At 71.4% G+C, this 16,576-nt stretch carries 12 protein-coding genes and 1 pseudogene; 7 read left to right on the top strand and 6 right to left on the bottom strand.

Annotated elements, in window-relative coordinates:
* Positions 1-64 precede the first annotated feature (64 nt).
* Positions 65-883, bottom strand: a complete 819-nt coding sequence (locus tag ACEXOX_RS19750; protein ID WP_406522200.1) for an ABC transporter ATP-binding protein — start codon at positions 881-883, stop codon at positions 65-67.
* Positions 876-1,811 (bottom strand): ABC transporter permease, encoded by a 936-nt coding sequence (locus tag ACEXOX_RS19745; protein WP_406522198.1) that lies wholly within the window; start codon positions 1,809-1,811, stop codon positions 876-878. The genes ACEXOX_RS19750 and ACEXOX_RS19745 overlap by 8 nt, the downstream gene beginning before the upstream one ends.
* 300 nt (positions 1,812-2,111) lie before the next feature.
* Here ACEXOX_RS19745 and ACEXOX_RS19740 point away from each other — a divergent pair, with 300 nt between their 5' ends.
* From ACEXOX_RS19740 to ACEXOX_RS19730, 3 genes are all read left to right on the top strand, one after another.
* The gene (locus ACEXOX_RS19740) at positions 2,112-2,744 is read left to right on the top strand and encodes a TetR/AcrR family transcriptional regulator (RefSeq protein WP_406522197.1); all 633 of its coding nucleotides are present in this window, start codon (positions 2,112-2,114) and stop codon (positions 2,742-2,744) included.
* A 350-nt stretch (positions 2,745-3,094) separates the two neighbouring features.
* Entirely contained in the window at positions 3,095-4,870 is a 1,776-nt protein-coding gene (locus tag ACEXOX_RS19735; RefSeq protein WP_406522195.1) for a PIG-L family deacetylase, read from the top strand.
* The gene (locus tag ACEXOX_RS19730) at positions 4,819-5,331 is read left to right on the top strand and encodes a hypothetical protein (RefSeq protein ID WP_406522193.1); all 513 of its coding nucleotides are present in this window, start codon (positions 4,819-4,821) and stop codon (positions 5,329-5,331) included. Before ACEXOX_RS19735 ends, ACEXOX_RS19730 begins: the two co-directional genes overlap by 52 nt.
* Here the strand turns inward: ACEXOX_RS19730 and ACEXOX_RS19725 are convergent.
* The 4 genes from ACEXOX_RS19725 to ACEXOX_RS19710 form a co-directional block, all read right to left on the bottom strand.
* The gene (locus ACEXOX_RS19725) at positions 5,301-5,747 is read right to left on the bottom strand and encodes a GtrA family protein (RefSeq protein WP_406522192.1); all 447 of its coding nucleotides are present in this window, start codon (positions 5,745-5,747) and stop codon (positions 5,301-5,303) included. The two genes, ACEXOX_RS19730 and ACEXOX_RS19725, sit on opposite strands and share 31 nt — an antisense overlap.
* A 139-nt stretch (positions 5,748-5,886) precedes the next feature.
* A complete protein-coding gene (locus ACEXOX_RS19720; protein WP_406522191.1) occupies positions 5,887-6,858 on the bottom strand; it encodes a glycosyltransferase family 2 protein in 972 nt (323 codons plus the stop codon).
* A gap of 62 nt (positions 6,859-6,920) precedes the next feature.
* The gene (locus tag ACEXOX_RS19715; protein ID WP_406526400.1) at positions 6,921-7,334 is read right to left on the bottom strand and encodes a YfhO family protein; all 414 of its coding nucleotides are present in this window, start codon (positions 7,332-7,334) and stop codon (positions 6,921-6,923) included.
* Between the two features lie 56 nt (positions 7,335-7,390).
* Positions 7,391-9,538 carry a YfhO family protein gene (locus ACEXOX_RS19710; protein ID WP_406522189.1) on the bottom strand — a complete coding sequence of 716 codons (2,148 nt, stop codon included), beginning with the start codon at positions 9,536-9,538 and terminating at the stop codon, positions 7,391-7,393.
* A gap of 368 nt (positions 9,539-9,906) precedes the next feature.
* On the opposite strand from ACEXOX_RS19710, the pseudogene ACEXOX_RS19705 reads away from it, so the two are divergent.
* The 4 genes and pseudogenes from ACEXOX_RS19705 to ACEXOX_RS19690 all read left to right on the top strand — a co-directional run.
* Positions 9,907-12,755: pseudogene (locus ACEXOX_RS19705) on the top strand (CDP-glycerol glycerophosphotransferase family protein); the annotation flags it as partial.
* Between the two features lie 117 nt (positions 12,756-12,872).
* Positions 12,873-14,027, top strand: a complete 1,155-nt coding sequence (locus ACEXOX_RS19700; protein ID WP_406526399.1) for a glycosyltransferase — start codon at positions 12,873-12,875, stop codon at positions 14,025-14,027.
* A gap of 70 nt (positions 14,028-14,097) precedes the next feature.
* Positions 14,098-15,243 carry a glycosyltransferase family 2 protein gene (locus ACEXOX_RS19695; protein WP_406522187.1) on the top strand — a complete coding sequence of 382 codons (1,146 nt, stop codon included), beginning with the start codon at positions 14,098-14,100 and terminating at the stop codon, positions 15,241-15,243.
* A 68-nt stretch (positions 15,244-15,311) separates the two neighbouring features.
* Entirely contained in the window at positions 15,312-16,574 is a 1,263-nt protein-coding gene (locus tag ACEXOX_RS19690) for an IS30 family transposase (protein ID WP_406522186.1), read from the top strand.
* Positions 16,575-16,576: the final 2 nt, after the last annotated feature.

The following is a 16,576-nucleotide window of genomic DNA, read 5'->3' as shown; positions in this document are numbered from 1 at the left end:
GCGCCTCGCCTGCCGTTTGCCGGCCGTCCTGCCGGCCGTCCTGCCTGCCGCCTTGACCGGTGCCCTACCCGGCGCTCCGCTCGTACGCCGCCACGACCTCCTCCGTAGGGCCGTCCATCACCAGTTCGCCCTTCTCCAGCCACAGCACCCGGTCGCAGGTGTCGCGGATGGCCTTGTTGTTGTGGCTGACCAGGAAGACCGTGCCCGCCTCTTCGCGGAGTTCGCGGATACGGGCCTCGGAGCGCTTCTGGAAGGCGCGGTCGCCGGTGGCCAGCGCTTCGTCGATCATCAGGACGTCGTGGCTCTTGGCAGCGGCGATGGAGAAGCGCAGCCGGGCCGCCATGCCGGAGGAGTACGTGCGCATCGGCAGCGAGACGAAGTCGCCCTTCTCGTTGATGCCGGAGAAGTCGACGATGCCCGGGTAGCGGTCGCGGATCTCCGCGCGGGACATGCCCATGGCGAGCCCGCCGAGGACGACGTTGCGCTCGCCGGTGAGGTCGTTCATCAGGGCCGCGTTCACCCCCAGGAGTGACGGCTGGCCGTGGGTGTAGACGCGGCCGGCGGCGGGCGGCAGAAGCCCGGCGACGGCCCGCAGCAGCGTGGACTTCCCCGAGCCGTTGGAACCGATCAGACCGATCGCCTCACCCTTGTGGGCGACGAAGGTGACGCCCTTGACGGCGTGCACCTCCCGGACGGCGGCGCTCGGCCGGCGGCGGACGATCCGGTTCAGGGCGGCCGTCGCGCTGCCCTTGCCCGCGCTGCCGCCGTGCACCTTGTAGACGATGTGGACGTTGTCGCAGATGACGGTCGGGGTGCGGTCGTCGGCGGGATCGGGCGCGCCGATGGCTGCGGGGGTGCTTTCGATGGTGGTGGTGTCAGCCACGGCCGTACTCCTCCTCCGCCTTCCAGAAGAAGACGTATCCGGCGACGCCGGCCAGCAGCGCCCAGCCGAGGGCCAGCGGCCACACGTGCGGCGGCAGGTCCTGGGCGCGCACCGTGTCGATCAGGGCGTACCGCATCAGGTCGATGTAGATCAGGGCGGGATTGCAGTTCAGGACCACCGAGACCAGGTGGGGCGCACTGCTGGTGAACGTGGAGAGGTTGTAGAAGACGCCGGAGACGTACATCCAGGTGCGCAGTACGAACGGCATCAGCTGCGCGGTGTCCGTGGTCTTCGCGCCGATACGGGCCATGACCAGGGCGAGGCCGGTGTTGAAGACCGACTGGAGCAGCAGGGCCGGGACCATCAGCAGCCAGTGCCACGTCACCGGTACGCCGCAGATCAGCACGATGGCCGCCAGCACACCCATGGAACAGATGAGCTGCTGGAGCTGGATGAGGGTGTGGGCGACGGGCAGCGCGGCGCGCGGGAAGTGCAGCGCGCGGACCAGGCCGATGCTGCCGGAGACGGCGCGGGTGCCGGCCAGGACCGTGGACTGGGTGAAGGTGAACACGAAGATCCCGGTGCACAGGAACGGGATGAAGTTCGGGATGCCGTGGCTGGTGTGCAGCAGCATCCCGAAGATCAAGTAGTAGACGCCCGCGTTGAGCAGCGGCGTCATCACCTGCCAGAGCTGGCCCAGCCGGGCCGTGGTGTACGTGGCGGCCAGCCGGGCGGTGGCGAAGGACGCGATGAAGTGACGGCGGGCCCACAGGCGGCGGGTGTACTCCCGCAGCGGCGGGCGGGCGCCGCTGACGGTCAGGCCGTACTGCTCCGCCAGTGCTCGCAGGCCGGGGCCGGGCGGGACGGCGGCCGGGGACACGGGCGGCGCTTCGGGGGCGCGGGCCGGCGGGGCGAGGGTCTGGGGCATGGGTCGGTCGCCTCCGGGCGTGAGGGCGGCGCTCCGGCACGTCGGGTCGAATCGACGTTAGAACGCTCCCGTATCGTCGTGACGGTGCCGAGCGTACGACCGCATCACGTCGAAACGCAACCGTTCCGTCGTTACGAGGCCGTTGCGTCGTGACGAAGCCGTTCCGTCGAGACGTGACCGTCCATCGCGACGAGACTGTTTCGTCGAGACGTGACCGCCCCGTCGAGACGTGTTCGTGCCGTCGAAACGTGACCGTTCCGTCGCGACGTAACCGTTCCGTCGCGACGCTACGATCGGGGCATGGCACAGGACGGCACGGAATTGACCAGGACACCGGGCGTATCGGGCGGGCGGCGGGCGCCGGCCGGGGCCGCCGTACTGCGTGAGGAGAAGACCGAGGCGATCCGCGCCGCGGTCTTCGCGGAACTCGCGGCGGTGGGGTTCGCGCGGATGTCCATCGAGGGCATCGCCCGGCGGGCCGGCGTCGGCAAGACCGCTGTCTACCGGCGGTGGCGCTCCAAGCTGCACCTCGTGCTGGACGTGGTCTCGGCGGTGGCCGCCGAGGGCCTGCCGACGCCGGACACCGGGTCGCTGCGCGGCGACGTGCGGATGCTGCTGGAGGTCGCGGCCCGCGCGCTGCGGCACCCGATGGCCTCGCAGATCATCCCGGATCTCCTGGCCGAGGCCGCCCGCAGCCCCGAGATCGCCGAAGCGCTGCGCACCGCCCTGCTCGACAGTCAGCAGGGCGTGGCGACGGCGATGGTGGCCCGCGCGGTCGAACGCGGCGAGCTGCGCCCGGAAGCCGACGCGCGGCTGGCCCTCGACCTGATGACCGGCCCGCTCTACTGGCGCCTGATGGTCGTGCGCGACGAACTCCCGAAGACCTACCTGGACGAACTGGCCCTCGCGGTGGCGTCGGCCCTGGAGGCGTGACGCGGTACCCCGGCCCTGCCTCGGCCCCGGTCCCTGCTCCGGCCCGGCCCCGACCTCGGCCCCGACCCCTGCCCCTGCTCCGGCCCTGCCCCGACCCCTGCCCCGGCCCCTGCCTCGGCCCCGGTCCCTGCCCGGTCCTGCCCGGTCCTGCCTCGGCTCCTCCCCATGACGATCCCGGCCGCCCCGGCCGCCCCGATCGCCCCCACCCCGGCCACCACGGACTAATCAGGCGAGCGGTGCGCGCCGCGCGGCTGAATACTGGACAGGTGCAGTGCGCGAGGTGGCTCATTCCGGTGTGGGCCGGGCGGTGACGAGTGGGGCGTTGCCGGGCGCCGTGGAGGTCGTGACCTGTGCCGACGCACCCGTCCCGGTGGCCCCGACGGCGGCTGCTCCAGGCTGCCGGGGGCGGCGCGGCCGCGGTGGTGGCCGGGGCCGGGGTGTGGGCCTGGTCGGGGCCGGGGATGCCGCTGTCGCAGGTGGCCGACCCGGCGCGGGAGCGGGAGGCCGCCGCGCACGGTGCCGAGCAGGCGTTTTTGCACGTCATCGCGCATGCCGACGACTCGTTGTACTTCATGAATCCGGCGCTGGAGCAGTCGGTGCGCAGCGGCGCCCGCTCGGTGACGGTGTGCCTGACCGGCGGCGAGTCGGACGGCCGCAACACCGCCGAGCACGGGCGCGGGGACCGGATGCCGCCGCGCGACCGCCCGGCGTTCGCGCGCGCCCGCACCAACGGCCTGCGGGCCGCGCACGCCGTGATGGCCACCGGCGACCCGCTGAGCCCCTGGGACGTGGAGGCCATTTCCCTGCTGCCCGGCTTGCAGGTGGAGATGCAGACGTTGCGGGCCGCGCCGCAGAACCAGTTGGTCTTCATGGAGCTGGTGGAGGCACGGTCCGTCTCCCTGCCGCGCGCACAGAGCCTGCGCGGCCTGTGGCTCGGTGTTGTCGACGTGCTGCCCACACTGCGGTCTCAGGGCACTCCCGTGCAGCGCGCGTTCCAGTACACCCGTGAGGACGTTGTCGCGTCACTGACGGCACTGCTCGAACGGGTGCGGCCCACTGTGGTGCGCACCCTCGACCCGAACGCGGTCCACGTCCCGCACCAGCCCCCGCCCACCGGCGACCCCAAGCTGCGCGGCTTCCTGTACTACGACCACCAGGACCACATCAGCTCGGCCTGCTTCACGCAGGCGGCACTGGCGGCCTACTGGGGCCGTGAGCACACCCGTCCCACCGTCGTGGAGAACTACATCGGGTACGAGGCGGGCGTGCTGCCCAACAATGTCGATCTGTCGACTGCCCGGCGTAAGGGTGAGTTGCTGTCGGTGTACGGCTGGGCGGACGGTCGTGACTGCGGGGACCGGGCGGGGTGTGGTGACCGTAAGGTCGGCGGGTCGGCGTTCGAGGGGTGGTCGCGTAACTGGACGCGTAGTACCCGGTTGCGGGCTCCCGGGTCGAACAGCTGGCTGCGGCCGTTGAAGGACGGCCGGCTGGCCGCGTTCGCGGTGCTGGACGGCGGTGCGGTGTGCTGGGCCGAGACCGCGCCGGGCAACGGCACCTTCAGTGGCCCGCACCGGCTCGGCGGCGGCTTCCTCCAGGGGCAGATCCACGTGGTGAGCCATCCGGGTGGGGCGCTCCAGCTCTTCGCCTCCCGTACGGTCCTGCCTGCCCGTAACCATGCGCACCGCCGGGAGCTGGTGACCGCGTTGCAGAGCGGTACCGCGCGCAACGGGGTGCCGGCCTTCGGCCCGTGGGAGTCGCTGGGCACGCCGGACGCCGCGCCGGCGAAGTCTTTGGAGACGGGCTTCCCGGTGGCGGCGGTCGGTCAGGATGGCGTGGTGCATGTTTTCGCCCGTGACTGGCGTGGTGGCATCGCGTACCGCAGCGGCGCCCAGGGCGGGGACTGGTCGTTGTGGCGGCAGTTGGAGGCGCCGACGGCGTCGCGGGGTGCGGGGGCCGGGTGCCGGCTGTGGTGGACGGGCTGGATGCCTGTGTGGATTCCGAGGGGCTGGTGCATGTGGTGGCGCCGGGGGCTGATGGGGCGGTGCATCACTGGGTGTCGCGGAAGACGGGGCAGATGCCGGAGCCCACGGGGGAGACGGGTCTGCCCGAGCCGGGCGGTCCGTTGAGTCTGGTGGCGCTGGGCGGCGGGGAGGTGCGTGTGGCGTACCGGCAGAGTGTCACAGCCCAGGTGGTGCTGGCCGGGCGGCGGCCGCGGCCCGGGTCCTGGCGGGTGGCGGCGCGGTATGAGCCGGTGGGTGGGTACGGGCGGGTGGCCTTGGCGGCCGTCGGCAAGCCCGCGCGGACGGTGGTGCTGGCGGGGCAGGACGGCGCGGGTCTGTTGCGGTATGCGCTGAGCGAGGCGGGGCAGGACACTCCGGGGCGTTGGCTGACGGGGAGGGTGCCGCATTCGGGTGCGGCGGCGGTGGGGCAGGACACCGGCGGGCGTGCGGTGCTGGCCGTCCTCGGCAACGACGGACGGCTGCACGTGGTGCGGCAACGGGGCGTGGGAGCGGACGGCGCGTTCCAGGAGTGGCGGGCCCAGCCGGTCCCGCGGGGTCAGAGCGGCCCGGCGCACCGCACCGGCTGAGCCTCGTCACCCGTACGGCCGTCCCCCTCGCCGGCCGGAGCGGCATCCGCCCCGTGGGGCCGCGCCCGTCGAGGCAGGAGGATACGGGTGGACACCAGATAGGTGAACGGGATCGCGATCACCGCGGCGACCAGCGGCGCGATACGGGTGCCGAGTCCGCACCAGTTGACCAGCACGACCAGACCCGCGCTCTGCACCACGTAGTTGGTGAGCTGGGTGAGTGGGAAGAGCAGGAACTTCTTCCAGGTGGGCCGGGTGCGGTAGGTGAAGTAGGTGTTCAGGAAGAACGAGCCCACCATGCTGAAGACGAACGCGATCGTGTAGGCGGCGAAGTACGGCATCCAGGGATGCAGCGCCAGATAGCACCCGTAGAAGGTGAGGGTGTTGACGCCGCCGACGACGGCGAAACGCAGCAACCGCCCGATCGGCAACCGCCCGATCGGCAGCCTCCGCGACCGGAACCCCCGATCGAGAACCGCCCGAACGAGAACCGCCCGAACCGGACCCGCCCGAACGAGAACCGCCCCCGTGACGGCCGGCGGTACGGTCGACGCCTCATCGGCGCGTCCGCCCGGCGACCCGGGCCGTGGGGGTGTGGGTGGGCGCCGTCCCGTTGGTCTCCTTGACCAGGAAGTGCGGGCGCCGCTTGGTCTCGTAGTAGATACGGCCGATGTACTCGCCGATCAGGCCGAGCATCACCATCTGGAGCCCGCCCAGGCCCACGATGATCGCCACCAGCGTCACATAGCCGGGCGCGGTGATGCCCCCGGCGACCGCGGCGCCGATGATCCACAGGGCGTAGGCGGCGGCCAGCCCGGCCAGGCTCAGGCCCGCGTAGATCGCCACCCGCAGCGGGCGGCTGTTGAAGGAGATCATGCCGTCGATGCCGTAGTTGACCAGGGCGCCGAAGCGCCACTTGGTCCGGCCGCCCTCGCGCTGGGCGTTGCGGTAGTCGAAGGTGACGGTGTCGAAGCCTATCCAGGAGAACAGGCCCTTGGAGAAGCGGTTGTACTCGGGCAGTGAGACCAGCGCGTCCACGGCGGTGCGCGACAGCAGCCGGAAGTCACCGACCCCGTCGGTCAGTTCGACGTCCACCCACTTGTTGACCGCGCGGTAGTAGAGCTTGCTGACCATGCTCCGCAGCGGCTTGTCGCCCTCCCGGCTGCGCCTGGCGATGACCTGGTCGTGGCCGAGCTGGTAGAGGTCGAGCATCTTCTCGATGAGCTGGGGCGGGTGCTGGAGGTCGGCGTCCATCAGGATGACGGCGTCGCCGCCGGCCTCCTTCAGGCCCGCGAGCATCGCGGCCTCCTTGCCGAAGTTACGGCTGAAGGAGAGGTAGCGGGTGGTGGGGCGGTGCTGCTGGGCGAGGGTGCGTATCCGGTGCAGGGTGCCGTCGGTGCTGCCGTCGTCGACGTAGCACAGCTCGTACTCGACGGCGAGCCGGCCGAGCACCCCGCGGATCTCCTCGTCGAAGCGCCCGATGACTTCCTCTTCGTCGTAACAGGGGACAACGACCGAGAGCTTCATAGGGGGCCCTTTCGCCGGGGCGGAGCGCGGCGGGAGCCACCACGTCCCAGGCAGCAAGTCTACTAATCAGAGGAAATGCCACGATTCGAGCGCGGCGGCCGGACGGTGTGCTGCACCCGGCTCCCGCCCCGGCGCCGCCGCACACCGCAGGTGACGGCCACGGCGGCCAGGACCCCCAGCGCGGTGCCGCTCGCGGCCAGTCCCGGCAGCAGCCCGGGCGTGCGGTACGAGCAGTCCAGCCGTGCGGCGCCCGCTCCGAGCGGTACGGCCATCAGACCGCCGAACGAGTGCGGGGCGCGCCAGGCACCGCCGTCCACCCGGCAGCCCCAGCCGGTGACCGTCGGCACCGCGAGGACGGCCGTGCCGGTGCTGTGCGCGGGCAGCTCGGCGGACAGCCCGTGGCCGCTCGACGAGAGCCGTACCGGGGCCTGATTCCGCAGGTCAGTGATGGCGGCGGCGAGTTTCTCGCGGCTCAGGCAGCCGAGCGGGCGGCCAGGGACGCGCTGGGCCTTCGGGTTGCTGAAGGAGACCGTCAGCCGCCCGTCGGCCGGGGCGACGCCCAGGCCCTTGACCGGGTTCGCGGTCGTCTCCCGAATGCCGAACCCGGGGGAGGTATGGCCGGCGGCCCGTACTTTGCCGTGGTACCAGGGCGCGTACCAGTAGACGTCGGAGCCCGGTGTGCACCGGGCCGTGAAGACGGCCGCGCCGCCCCGGCGGGTCGCGGGCAGCCGCCACTCGCCGTCGACCAGGCGCGGCACCGGACGCACGGCCCCGCTCCCCGGAACGGCCACCGCGTGGCTCCCCGCGGCCGGCCCCCGGCGCCGCCGCCCCCGCCCACCGGGCGCAGCACGGGCACCTCGTACACCCGCGCGCCCAGCAGCCGCTCCTGGCGGGCGAAGACCGTGCCGCCGCCGACGCGCGGGTCGTGCCGTACGTCGATGCCCCGTGCGGCGGCCCCGCTCCGCCGCTGGTCGAGGCCGTCCACGGACAGGCCGGGCCGTACGGTCAGCAGGGGCGCGGCGGCGGCCCGCCCCACGTCGACCGGCCCGGCCTGCGGTCCGGTGCGGAAGCTGCTCACCGCCAGGACCGCGCGGCTCACGGGGTCCTCGACGCTGCGGAGGTGACGGCCGTGGATGTACCAGCCGCCGCCCATCTCGCGCAGGGTGCGCGCGGTCCGTTCCGGTACATAGCTGCTGTAGTACGAGCCGCCCTCGCCGCCCAGCAGCAGGGGGTCGTTGTTGGCGAACTCGTGCGGTCCGGGGTCGGTGCGCGAGCGCGGCCAGTCCTCGCTCTCCTTGATCTCCCGGTGGACCGCGAGCGACCGGTCGTCGAGCGTGATCTTCGGGGCCCACCAGGCGAGCTGGTCCCTGGCGGCCGTCACGGAGAAGGCCGCATAGGCCGAGCCGAGGAAGACCGCGCAGGTCAGGGTGGCTGTGGCGAGGGTACGTACGGTGCTGCGCGCGCGGTGCCGGGCGAGCGCCAGCAGCGCCGCGAGCACCACCGCGCCGGAGCCCAGCACCAGGATCCAGGTGGCCGGGCCGACCACGCTGCGGCCGTGGCACAGCGCGGCGAGCAGGGCGACCAGTACGGCACCGGCCGCCAGCTCGCGTGGGCGCGGCCGGTGCGCCAGCGCCAGCCACGCGATGATCACCAGGAGCGCGCTGAGCACGAAGGAGGCGCGGTAGGGGCTGCCGTTGGGGACCGCCAGGCCGTGCCACACCAGGAGCGTCGGCTTCCACACGAAGGAGACCGCGACGCAGACGGCCAGGACGTACCAGGCGACGCGCGTACGGACCGGAAGGGCACGGACGAAGGGGAAGGCCGCCACCAGCAGCAGCCCCAGCATCCCGATGAACAGGTGCGGCGCGGGCACCGAGCCGCGCCCGCCGGGCAGCAGCTCCGCGACGAAGTCCAGCGTCGGCGGCCGGCCCCGGTAGACGGCCTCCGGGGCGGGCCGGGACGCCTTGCTGGCCTTGAGGGTGACAGTGATCGCCGGGGCCGCCAGCAGGATGCCGGTCAGCGCCATGGTGGCGGCACGGGCCAGGGAACGCAGCCGGTCCCGTACGGGCAGGTCCGTGGCGAGCAGCAGGCGTACGGCCAGCACCAGCGCCATGGCGAGGGTCGCCATCGCCGCCGTGTAGAAGTTCCCCGCCCACGACACGCCGACGAGCAGGGTGCCGGCCACCCAGCGGCGCCGGTGCAGGCACCAGTCGGCGGCGATGCCGGTCAGCGGCAGCGAGACCAGCCCCCACATCCACATGGGGTCGGCGCTGCCGTCGCTCACGACCCAGGCGCAGGTGCCGTAGCCCACCGCGAGCAGCGCGCGCAGCCACGGCGAACCGGGGTGCAGCCGCCCGAGGAAGACGGTCATCAGCGCCGTACCGAGGCCGACGCAGCCCAGCGTGACGAGGAACACCGGCAGCTCGGCGAGGTCGCGGGGGAAGAGGCCGACAAGCCAGGAGAACGGATTCATCAGATAGGTGAGGAAGTCGGCGAGAAAGGGCACACCGTAACCGCTGTTCCAGTTGAGGAGCAGGTCACCGGTGGTGCTGCCGTGCAGCAGGTCCCACAGACGGGTGTGGAACGGTACGAACTGATTTCCGAGGTCGTTGACGGCGCGTGAGCGGGTACCGAACGGATAGCTGCCGAGCATCGCCATACCGAGGCAATAGGCACCCATGGCCAGCAATGCTGCGAAAGGTGGCGCGCACCGAGGCGTCGCCAGGCGTTCGGCCGGCGCGGTCAGCATTTTGATCGTCACATTCACGGGGCGGCCGCGCTTCCCTGGTCACCTGCGTCTTGAGCGAGTAGATGCCGCTTTTGGGTGATCCGTTTTTCATGTACGGCATGTCGGGACCCGGTTCCCGATGCGGGAGATCGTCCCCGGGTCGAGAGTCCTACGGTAAGCCAAATGTCCGCAATAATGTGGTTTGACAAGAGTGAGGTGCGGCGGCGAACGTGCGCTCGTACGCCGGTCGACGGCGTGCCGGGCCGGTCGCTGGCCAAGGTAGCTTTGGGATCCCGCAGCGCTATGAAAAGAGGATTGGGGTGCCCGTGCCTGACGTCTCCGTAGTCGTGATCGTCTATAACGACGCCGACCGGCTACCGACGGCTGTCCGGTCCGTACTGGACCAGACGCTCCACGGAGTCGAAGTTCTGATCGTCGACGACTGCAGCACGGACAGATCCTTCGACGTGGCCCGGCAGCTCGCCGCCGCCCACCCCGGCCGGGTGCGGGCGCTCCAGCTCCCGGAGAACAGCGGCGGCTGTGGAGCGCCCCGCAACCACGGCGTCCAGCACGCCACCGGCGCGTACGTGATGTTCCTGGACAGCGACGACGTCCTGGAGCCGAACGCCTGCCGCAACATGCTGGAGGCGGCCGAGCGCACCGGCGCCGACCTGGTCTCCGGGATGTGTGTACGGGTCGAGGTCGATTCCCGTCACAAGAAGCAGACCGAATGGTATCCCTGGCTGTACTCCCGTACCCGGACCATCGAATCCATTTCCGAATTGCCCGACCTGCTGGTCTTCGACACGCTGTCGACCAACAAGTGCTATCGGCGGGAATTCCTCCTGGCGGCCGGACTCGTCTTTCCCGTCGGCATCCACTACGAGGACCTGCTCTTCTCGGCCCAGGCGTACGTGGCGGCCCGGCGCATCACGCTGATCCCCAACCACGTCTACTTCTGGAACGTGTTCGAGAAGGCCGCAACCAAGTCGATCAGCAACCGGCGGCACGAGATCGCCAACTTCGCGCACCGCATGGAGATCCACCGCCGGGTGGACGAACTGCTGGAGCGCGAGGGCCTGGACGACCTCAAATTCCACAAGGACGTCAAGTTCCTCAAGCACGACCTCGTGCTGCATCTGCGTGATCTTCCGCTGCTGGACGAGGACTACCGCCGCGAGTTCGCCCGGATGGCCAACGGCTATCTCGCCGGTATCGCCCCCGAGGCGTACGAACGGGTCCAGCGCATTCAGGCGATCTGCGCCTACCTCCTCGCCCGGGAGGACTGGGCGAATTTGATGCCCGCGGTGGACACACTGATCAACCGCGACAAACTCTCCTCACCGCTCGCCGAGCGCGACGGCCGGATCTACTGGTGCGCCGAACACCTCGACGACCCCGAGGGCCGCCGCGTCCTGGACGTCACCGAGGCCGGCTACCACACCCGCTCGGTCGGCAAGCTGTTCCTGCGCAACCAGCTCACCGCCTACGAGGACGACGGACAGGGCACGGTCCGGCTGGTCGGCACCGTCGTCAACCCGCTCGGCAAGGTCGCCCCCGGCACCCCGCTGCGCGGCCGGCTCGAACTCAAGGCCCGCCGCAAGAGCCTCCAGACGTTCTCCTTCCCGCTGACCTCCCTGCGCATCGCTGCGGACGGCCTGCACTGGGACGCCGAACTGGACCTCGCCCGCCGGCTGCGCCCGCTCGGCGTGATCGACGCCGTCTGGGACGTCCGGCTGATCCTGGACGTGGACGGCGTCACCACCCGCACCCGCCTGACCGTCGGCGGCGTCGACCTCGACAGCGCCCACGCGCTGCGGGTCCGCCCCGCCTCACCCGGCTGGTCTCCGACCACGTCGAGCCCGCCACCTCCAAGCGCGGCCACCTCTCCTTCGTCCTGGACGCCCAGGGCAAGGCGGCCCGGCGCACCAACGACGTGCTGCGGCAGGCGCTGCGCAGCCCCGCCGCCGACCTCGCCAAGAGCGGTGTGCGCAAGGCCCGCAAGGCCCAGCGCGACCTGAACTCCGGCGAGACCAAGCTGCGCGTCTACCACGAGGTGTTCAGCAAGCTGCCCGTCCGCAAGGGGCTGGTCGTCTTCGAGAGCCACCTCGGCAAGCAGTACAGCGACAGCCCCCGCGCCATCTACGAGGAGATGCGCCGCCAGGGCGTCGACTTCGAGGCCGTGTGGGCCTACGACGGCAAGAAGCCGGAAGGCTTCCCCAAGGACGCCACCCTCGTCAAGCGCTGGAGCTGGCAGTACCTGCGCGCCCTCGCCCAGGCCGAGTTCTGGATCGACAACCAGGGCTTCCCGCTGCGCCTGGTCAAGCGCCCGGAGACCACCTACATCCAGACCTGGCACGGCTCCGCCCTCAAGCGCATGGGCTTCGACGAGCCGCGCATGAAGCTCAAGACGCGGGCCGCCAAGGAGGACTTCCAGAAGGTCCTGGACCGCTTCGACCACTTCCTGGTCCGCTCCGAGCACGACGTACGGACCCTGGCCGGCGCCTTCCGGCTGCGCGACGAGGTGCTGCTGCGCAGCGGCTACCCGCGCAACGACGCGCTGGTCGCGACGCGCCGCGCCGAGGAGGCGAGCGGCGTGCGCGAACGCGGCCCGCTCGCCGAGGAGCTGGGCATCGGCGCGGACAAGACGGTGCTGCTGTACGCGCCGACCTTCCGCGCCAACCCCAACGGTTCGGTCCGCGGCTTCGAACTCCCCTTTGACGTGGACGAGTTCGCCGAGCGCTTCGGCGACCGCTTCGTGCTGCTGATGCGCTCGCACTACCTGAACAACGTGGTGCTGCCGCCCTCCGTGCGCGGCAAGGTCATCGACGTCACCGGGCACCACGACATCACCCCGCTGCTCCAGCTGGCCGACGGCCTGATCACGGACTACTCCTCCGTGATGTTCGACTACGCCCTGCTCGACCGGCCGATGCTGTTCTTCGCGTACGACTACGAGGAGTACGCCAACGAGGCGCGCGGCACCTACTTCGACCTCAAGGAGAAGGCGCCGGGCCCGGTGCTGGGCACGGCCGAGGATCTGTTCGCGGCGATCGAGGGCCTCAAGGCGGCCGACGACGGCCACCGGGAGGCGCGGCGCCGCTTCACCGCCGAGTTCGGCGAGTACGACCAGGGCGACGCGGCCCGCCGGATCGTCGACCGGTTCTTCGGCGGCGCCGGAGCCGCCGAACAACCGGACAGCGGTCCGGCGCACGGCGACGCGCTGCCCGGCCCCGCCGTCATCACCGGCTCCGCGCACAGCGGTTCTTCCGTGAAGGGGAAGCCCATGACCGGGCGTGACATCTTCATCGTCTCCAACAACGTGGACGAGACGGGCGGTGTGACCACCTGGTCCCACCAGATGGCCCGGCTCTTCACCGGGAGCGGCCACCGGGTGCACGTCATCGGCGTCGTACCGGCCCCCGAGGAGCTGCGTGCCGACCTCGGCGACGACCTGCCGTACGCCACCACGACCCTGTACGACGCCCACCCGCCCAAGGCCGTACCGGCCGCCCGCGGCATCAGGGGCCGCCTGAACATCGCCGAGCAGCGGCGGCGCGCCGCCCGCCAGGCCGGGATGCAGCAGCAGGCGGACAAGCTCAGCGCGCTGTTCCGCGGGGCCCGGCCGGGCGGCGTGGTCATCGTGACGCAGGTGTGGGCCATGGAGTGGGTGGCGCTCGCCGACACCGCGGGACTGCCGGTCGTCGGCATGACCCACGAGTCCTTCGACGCCTGCCGCAAGTCCTCGCGTTTCGGGCGGGTCAAGAAGTACTACCGGGGCGTGGACCGGCTGCTCGCGCTCACCCGTGAGGACGCGGACCTGTGGATCCGCCAGGGCATGGACAACGCGGACTTCATGCCCAACCCGCTTCCGGTGACGCCCGAGGTGCCCTCCGACCGCACCGCCAAGGTCGTCGCCAGCATCGGCCGGCTCTCCGACGAGAAGGGCGTCGACCTGCTCCTGGACACCTGGGCCATGGTCGCGCCCGATCACCCGGACTGGACCCTGCGGATCTACGGTTCCGGCGACGACGAGGACCTGCTGAAGAAGCAGGCCGCCATGCTCGGCCTGGACGGTTCCGTGGAGTTCATGGGCCGTACCGACGACGTCGCCGGGGCGCTGCGCGGCGCCTCCGTCTTCGCCCAGTCCTCCCGCGCCGAGGGCTTCCCGCTCTCCCTCATGGAGGCGATGGCCAGCGGTGTGCCGTGCGCGGCCTTCGACTGCGCGCCCGGCGTGCACGAGATCGTGCGGGACGGTGAGGACGGCCTGCTGGCGGTGGTCGGCAACACCACCGAACTGGCCCGCCACATCGACGCGCTGATCTCCGACAAGGAGCTGCGCGACCGGCTCGGCACGGCGGCGCGGGAGAACGTCCAGCGTTACTCGACCGACCGGATCCTGAAGCGCTGGGAGGATCTCTTCGCCCTGCTGGAGCGCTGAGGCACCCTGGACGGGCCCGGCCTCGCGCACCGCGGGGCCGGCCCGTACCGGATGACGGAAGAGGCACACCGTGGTAGCAGACCGATCGCCCGCCCCCGACAGCCGGGGTCCCCGCGACCCGGTCGTCTCCGTCGTCGTGCCGGTGCACAACACCCGGCGCTACCTCGGACGGTGCCTGGGCTCCGTCTTCGCCCAGAGCCTCGGGCCGGACGCCGTCGAGGTCATCGCCGTGGACGACGGGTCCGACGACGGCAGCGGCGCCTGGCTGGACGGACAAGCCCGTACGCACCCGAACCTGACGGTGCTCCACCAGCCGCCGTCGGGCGGCGCCGGACGGCCGCGCAACGTCGGTATGGACCACGCCCGCGGCCGGTACCTCTTCTTCCTCGACTCCGACGACCACCTCGGCACCGAAGCCCTGGAACGGCTCACCGCCCTGGCCGACACCCACGGCTCGGACCTCGTCTACGGGCGCATAGTCGGCGTCGGCGGGCGCCCGGCCCCCGTGGACCTGCGCACCACCAGCCCCCGCGTCACGCCCTGGGACTCGCCCGTCTACTGGACGCTGGCCGCCTACAAACTCTTCCGCCGGGCCTACGTCCAGGAGCGGGGACTGCGCTTCGTCGAAGGCCGGCTGCTCGCCGAGGACCTGCCCTTCGGCATCCGCGCCCTGCTCGGCGCGGACACCGTCTCCGTCCTCGGCGACTACGACTGCTACTACCTCCAGGGCCGCGACGACGACTCCAACGCCAGCCGCCAGGACCTCGACTGGCCCGAACACCTCGGCTACATCGCCACCGTGCTCGCCGAGGTCGCGGAGCTGGTGCCGCCGGGCCCCGGGCGCGACACGCTCATGGTCCGCCACTTCCACGGCGAGATCCTCGCCCAGTTCGCCGCGCCGTACCTCGCCCGGGACGCCGAGGGGCGCCGCGCCATGGCGAAGGCCGCCCGTCCGCTGGTCGAGGCCTACCTCACCGACCGGGTGCTGGCCGCCCTCCCGCCCCGGCTGCGGCTGCGCGCGCACTGCCTGCGGGAAGGGCTGGTGGACGAGCTGAGCGAGATCGTCCGCGCGGACACCGGGCGGGAGTTGGGGCCGCCGGTGACGGACGCGGACGGCCGGGAGTACGCCGCGTATCCGTACTTCCGCGACCCGGAGCGCGGCATTCCGGACGGCTGCTACGCACTGCGGCCGACGGGACCGGCCGAGACGGCCTGAAAAAGGCGTACGCCCCCGGGTGCCTTGAGTTCTAGTGGTCGTCGCAACACCCCAGCTCAGGGGACGCGATGGACTTCGAGATCCGGAAGAACCGGGGGCCCGGGGGCGGGCGCCAACTGGCCCGCGAGCGGGCCGCATACTTCCTGCTCATGGAGCAGGGGTACAGCACTCGGGAAGCCGCCCGGATAGTCGGCATCAACCTGCGCACTGGCAAGCGGTGGCGCAACGGGTGGCACTCGCCGCCAGGCGGCCGGAAGGCAGTTCCTCCGATCTACCCGGTGCCGGGACAGGCCCCGGCGACGGGATCGGAGGAACTGCCTCCCGCGCCGTCGCGGTATCTCCAGGAGCACGACCGCATCCACATCGCCGACCGTCTCCGCGAGGGGGCCTCGATCCGGCAGATAGCCGTCGAGCTGGGCCGCAGCCCGTCCACCGTCAGTCGCGAAATACGCCGCAACCGGCACACTCTGCACAACGGCGGCTGGTACTACCGACCGAGCATCGCCCACAACAAGGCCAAGGCCCGCCGGTCCCGTCCGAAACCCGGAAAGATCGGCCAGAATTCCGAGCTGCGGGACTTCATCCAGGATCACCTCACGATGCGCTGGAGCCCCGAGCAGATCTGCCAAGTCCTGCGGGCACGTTTTCCCGACCGGCCGGAGATGCACGTGACCCACGAGACCGTTTACCAGGCCCTCTACGTCCAGGGCCGCGGAGAACTCCGCCGGGAACTGACCCGAGCGCTTCGCACCGGCCGGGCCCGCCGGCGCCCACACCGCCAGGCCCACAAGCGTGCCTCCCGCGCCATCAAGGACATGGTCCTGATCAGCGAACGCCCCGCCGAAGCCGCTGACCGGGCCGTCCCCGGACACTGGGAGGGCGATCTCATCATCGGCAAGGACGGCCGTTCCGCCATCGGCACCCTCGTCGAGCGGTCCACCCGCTACCTGATGCTCGTGCACCTGCCGGTCGGCCACAGCGCCATCGCCACCCGCAACGCGCTCGCCACGACCGTCCAGACCCTTCCACGGCACCTCTGGCGATCCCTGACCTGGGACCAGGGCTCGGAGATGGCCGCCCACCGGGCGTTCACCGTTGCCACCGACATCCCGGTCTACTTCTGCGACCCGGCCAGCCCCTGGCAACGCGGCTCCAACGAGAACACCAACGGCCTGCTGCGGCAGTACTTCCCCAGGGGCACCGACCTGGCCGTTCACACCCCCGGGGACCTGGCGGGCGTCGCCGCCGAGCTGAACAGCCGGCCACGCAAAACGCTCGGCTGGCAAACCCCAGCCGAGCGTCTCGCTAAGCTCCTGGCGACAGCCAGTTGACC

It is taken from the genome of Streptomyces sp. Ac-502 (assembly GCF_045222935.1).
GTDB classification, from domain to species: Bacteria; Actinomycetota; Actinomycetes; order Streptomycetales; family Streptomycetaceae; genus Streptomyces; species Streptomyces monomycini.
Note: the sequence above shows the minus strand (reverse complement) of the source record. Positions and strands in the feature narration are given on the sequence as shown.

Excerpts from the sequence above, each read along its gene's own strand:
- ACEXOX_RS19745 (WP_406522198.1), bottom strand. The coding sequence starts at position 1,811 with ATGCCCCAGACCCTCGCCCCGCCGGCCCGCGCCCCCGAAGCGCCGCCC.
- ACEXOX_RS19740 (WP_406522197.1), top strand. The coding sequence starts at position 2,112 with ATGGCACAGGACGGCACGGAATTGACCAGGACACCGGGCGTATCGGGC.
- ACEXOX_RS19730 (WP_406522193.1), top strand. The coding sequence starts at position 4,819 with ATGCCGGAGCCCACGGGGGAGACGGGTCTGCCCGAGCCGGGCGGTCCG.
- ACEXOX_RS19720 (WP_406522191.1), bottom strand. The coding sequence starts at position 6,858 with ATGAAGCTCTCGGTCGTTGTCCCCTGTTACGACGAAGAGGAAGTCATC.
- ACEXOX_RS19710 (WP_406522189.1), bottom strand. The coding sequence starts at position 9,538 with ATGGGTGCCTATTGCCTCGGTATGGCGATGCTCGGCAGCTATCCGTTC.
- ACEXOX_RS19700 (WP_406526399.1), top strand. The coding sequence starts at position 12,873 with ATGACCGGGCGTGACATCTTCATCGTCTCCAACAACGTGGACGAGACG.
- ACEXOX_RS19690 (WP_406522186.1), top strand. The coding sequence starts at position 15,312 with ATGGACTTCGAGATCCGGAAGAACCGGGGGCCCGGGGGCGGGCGCCAA.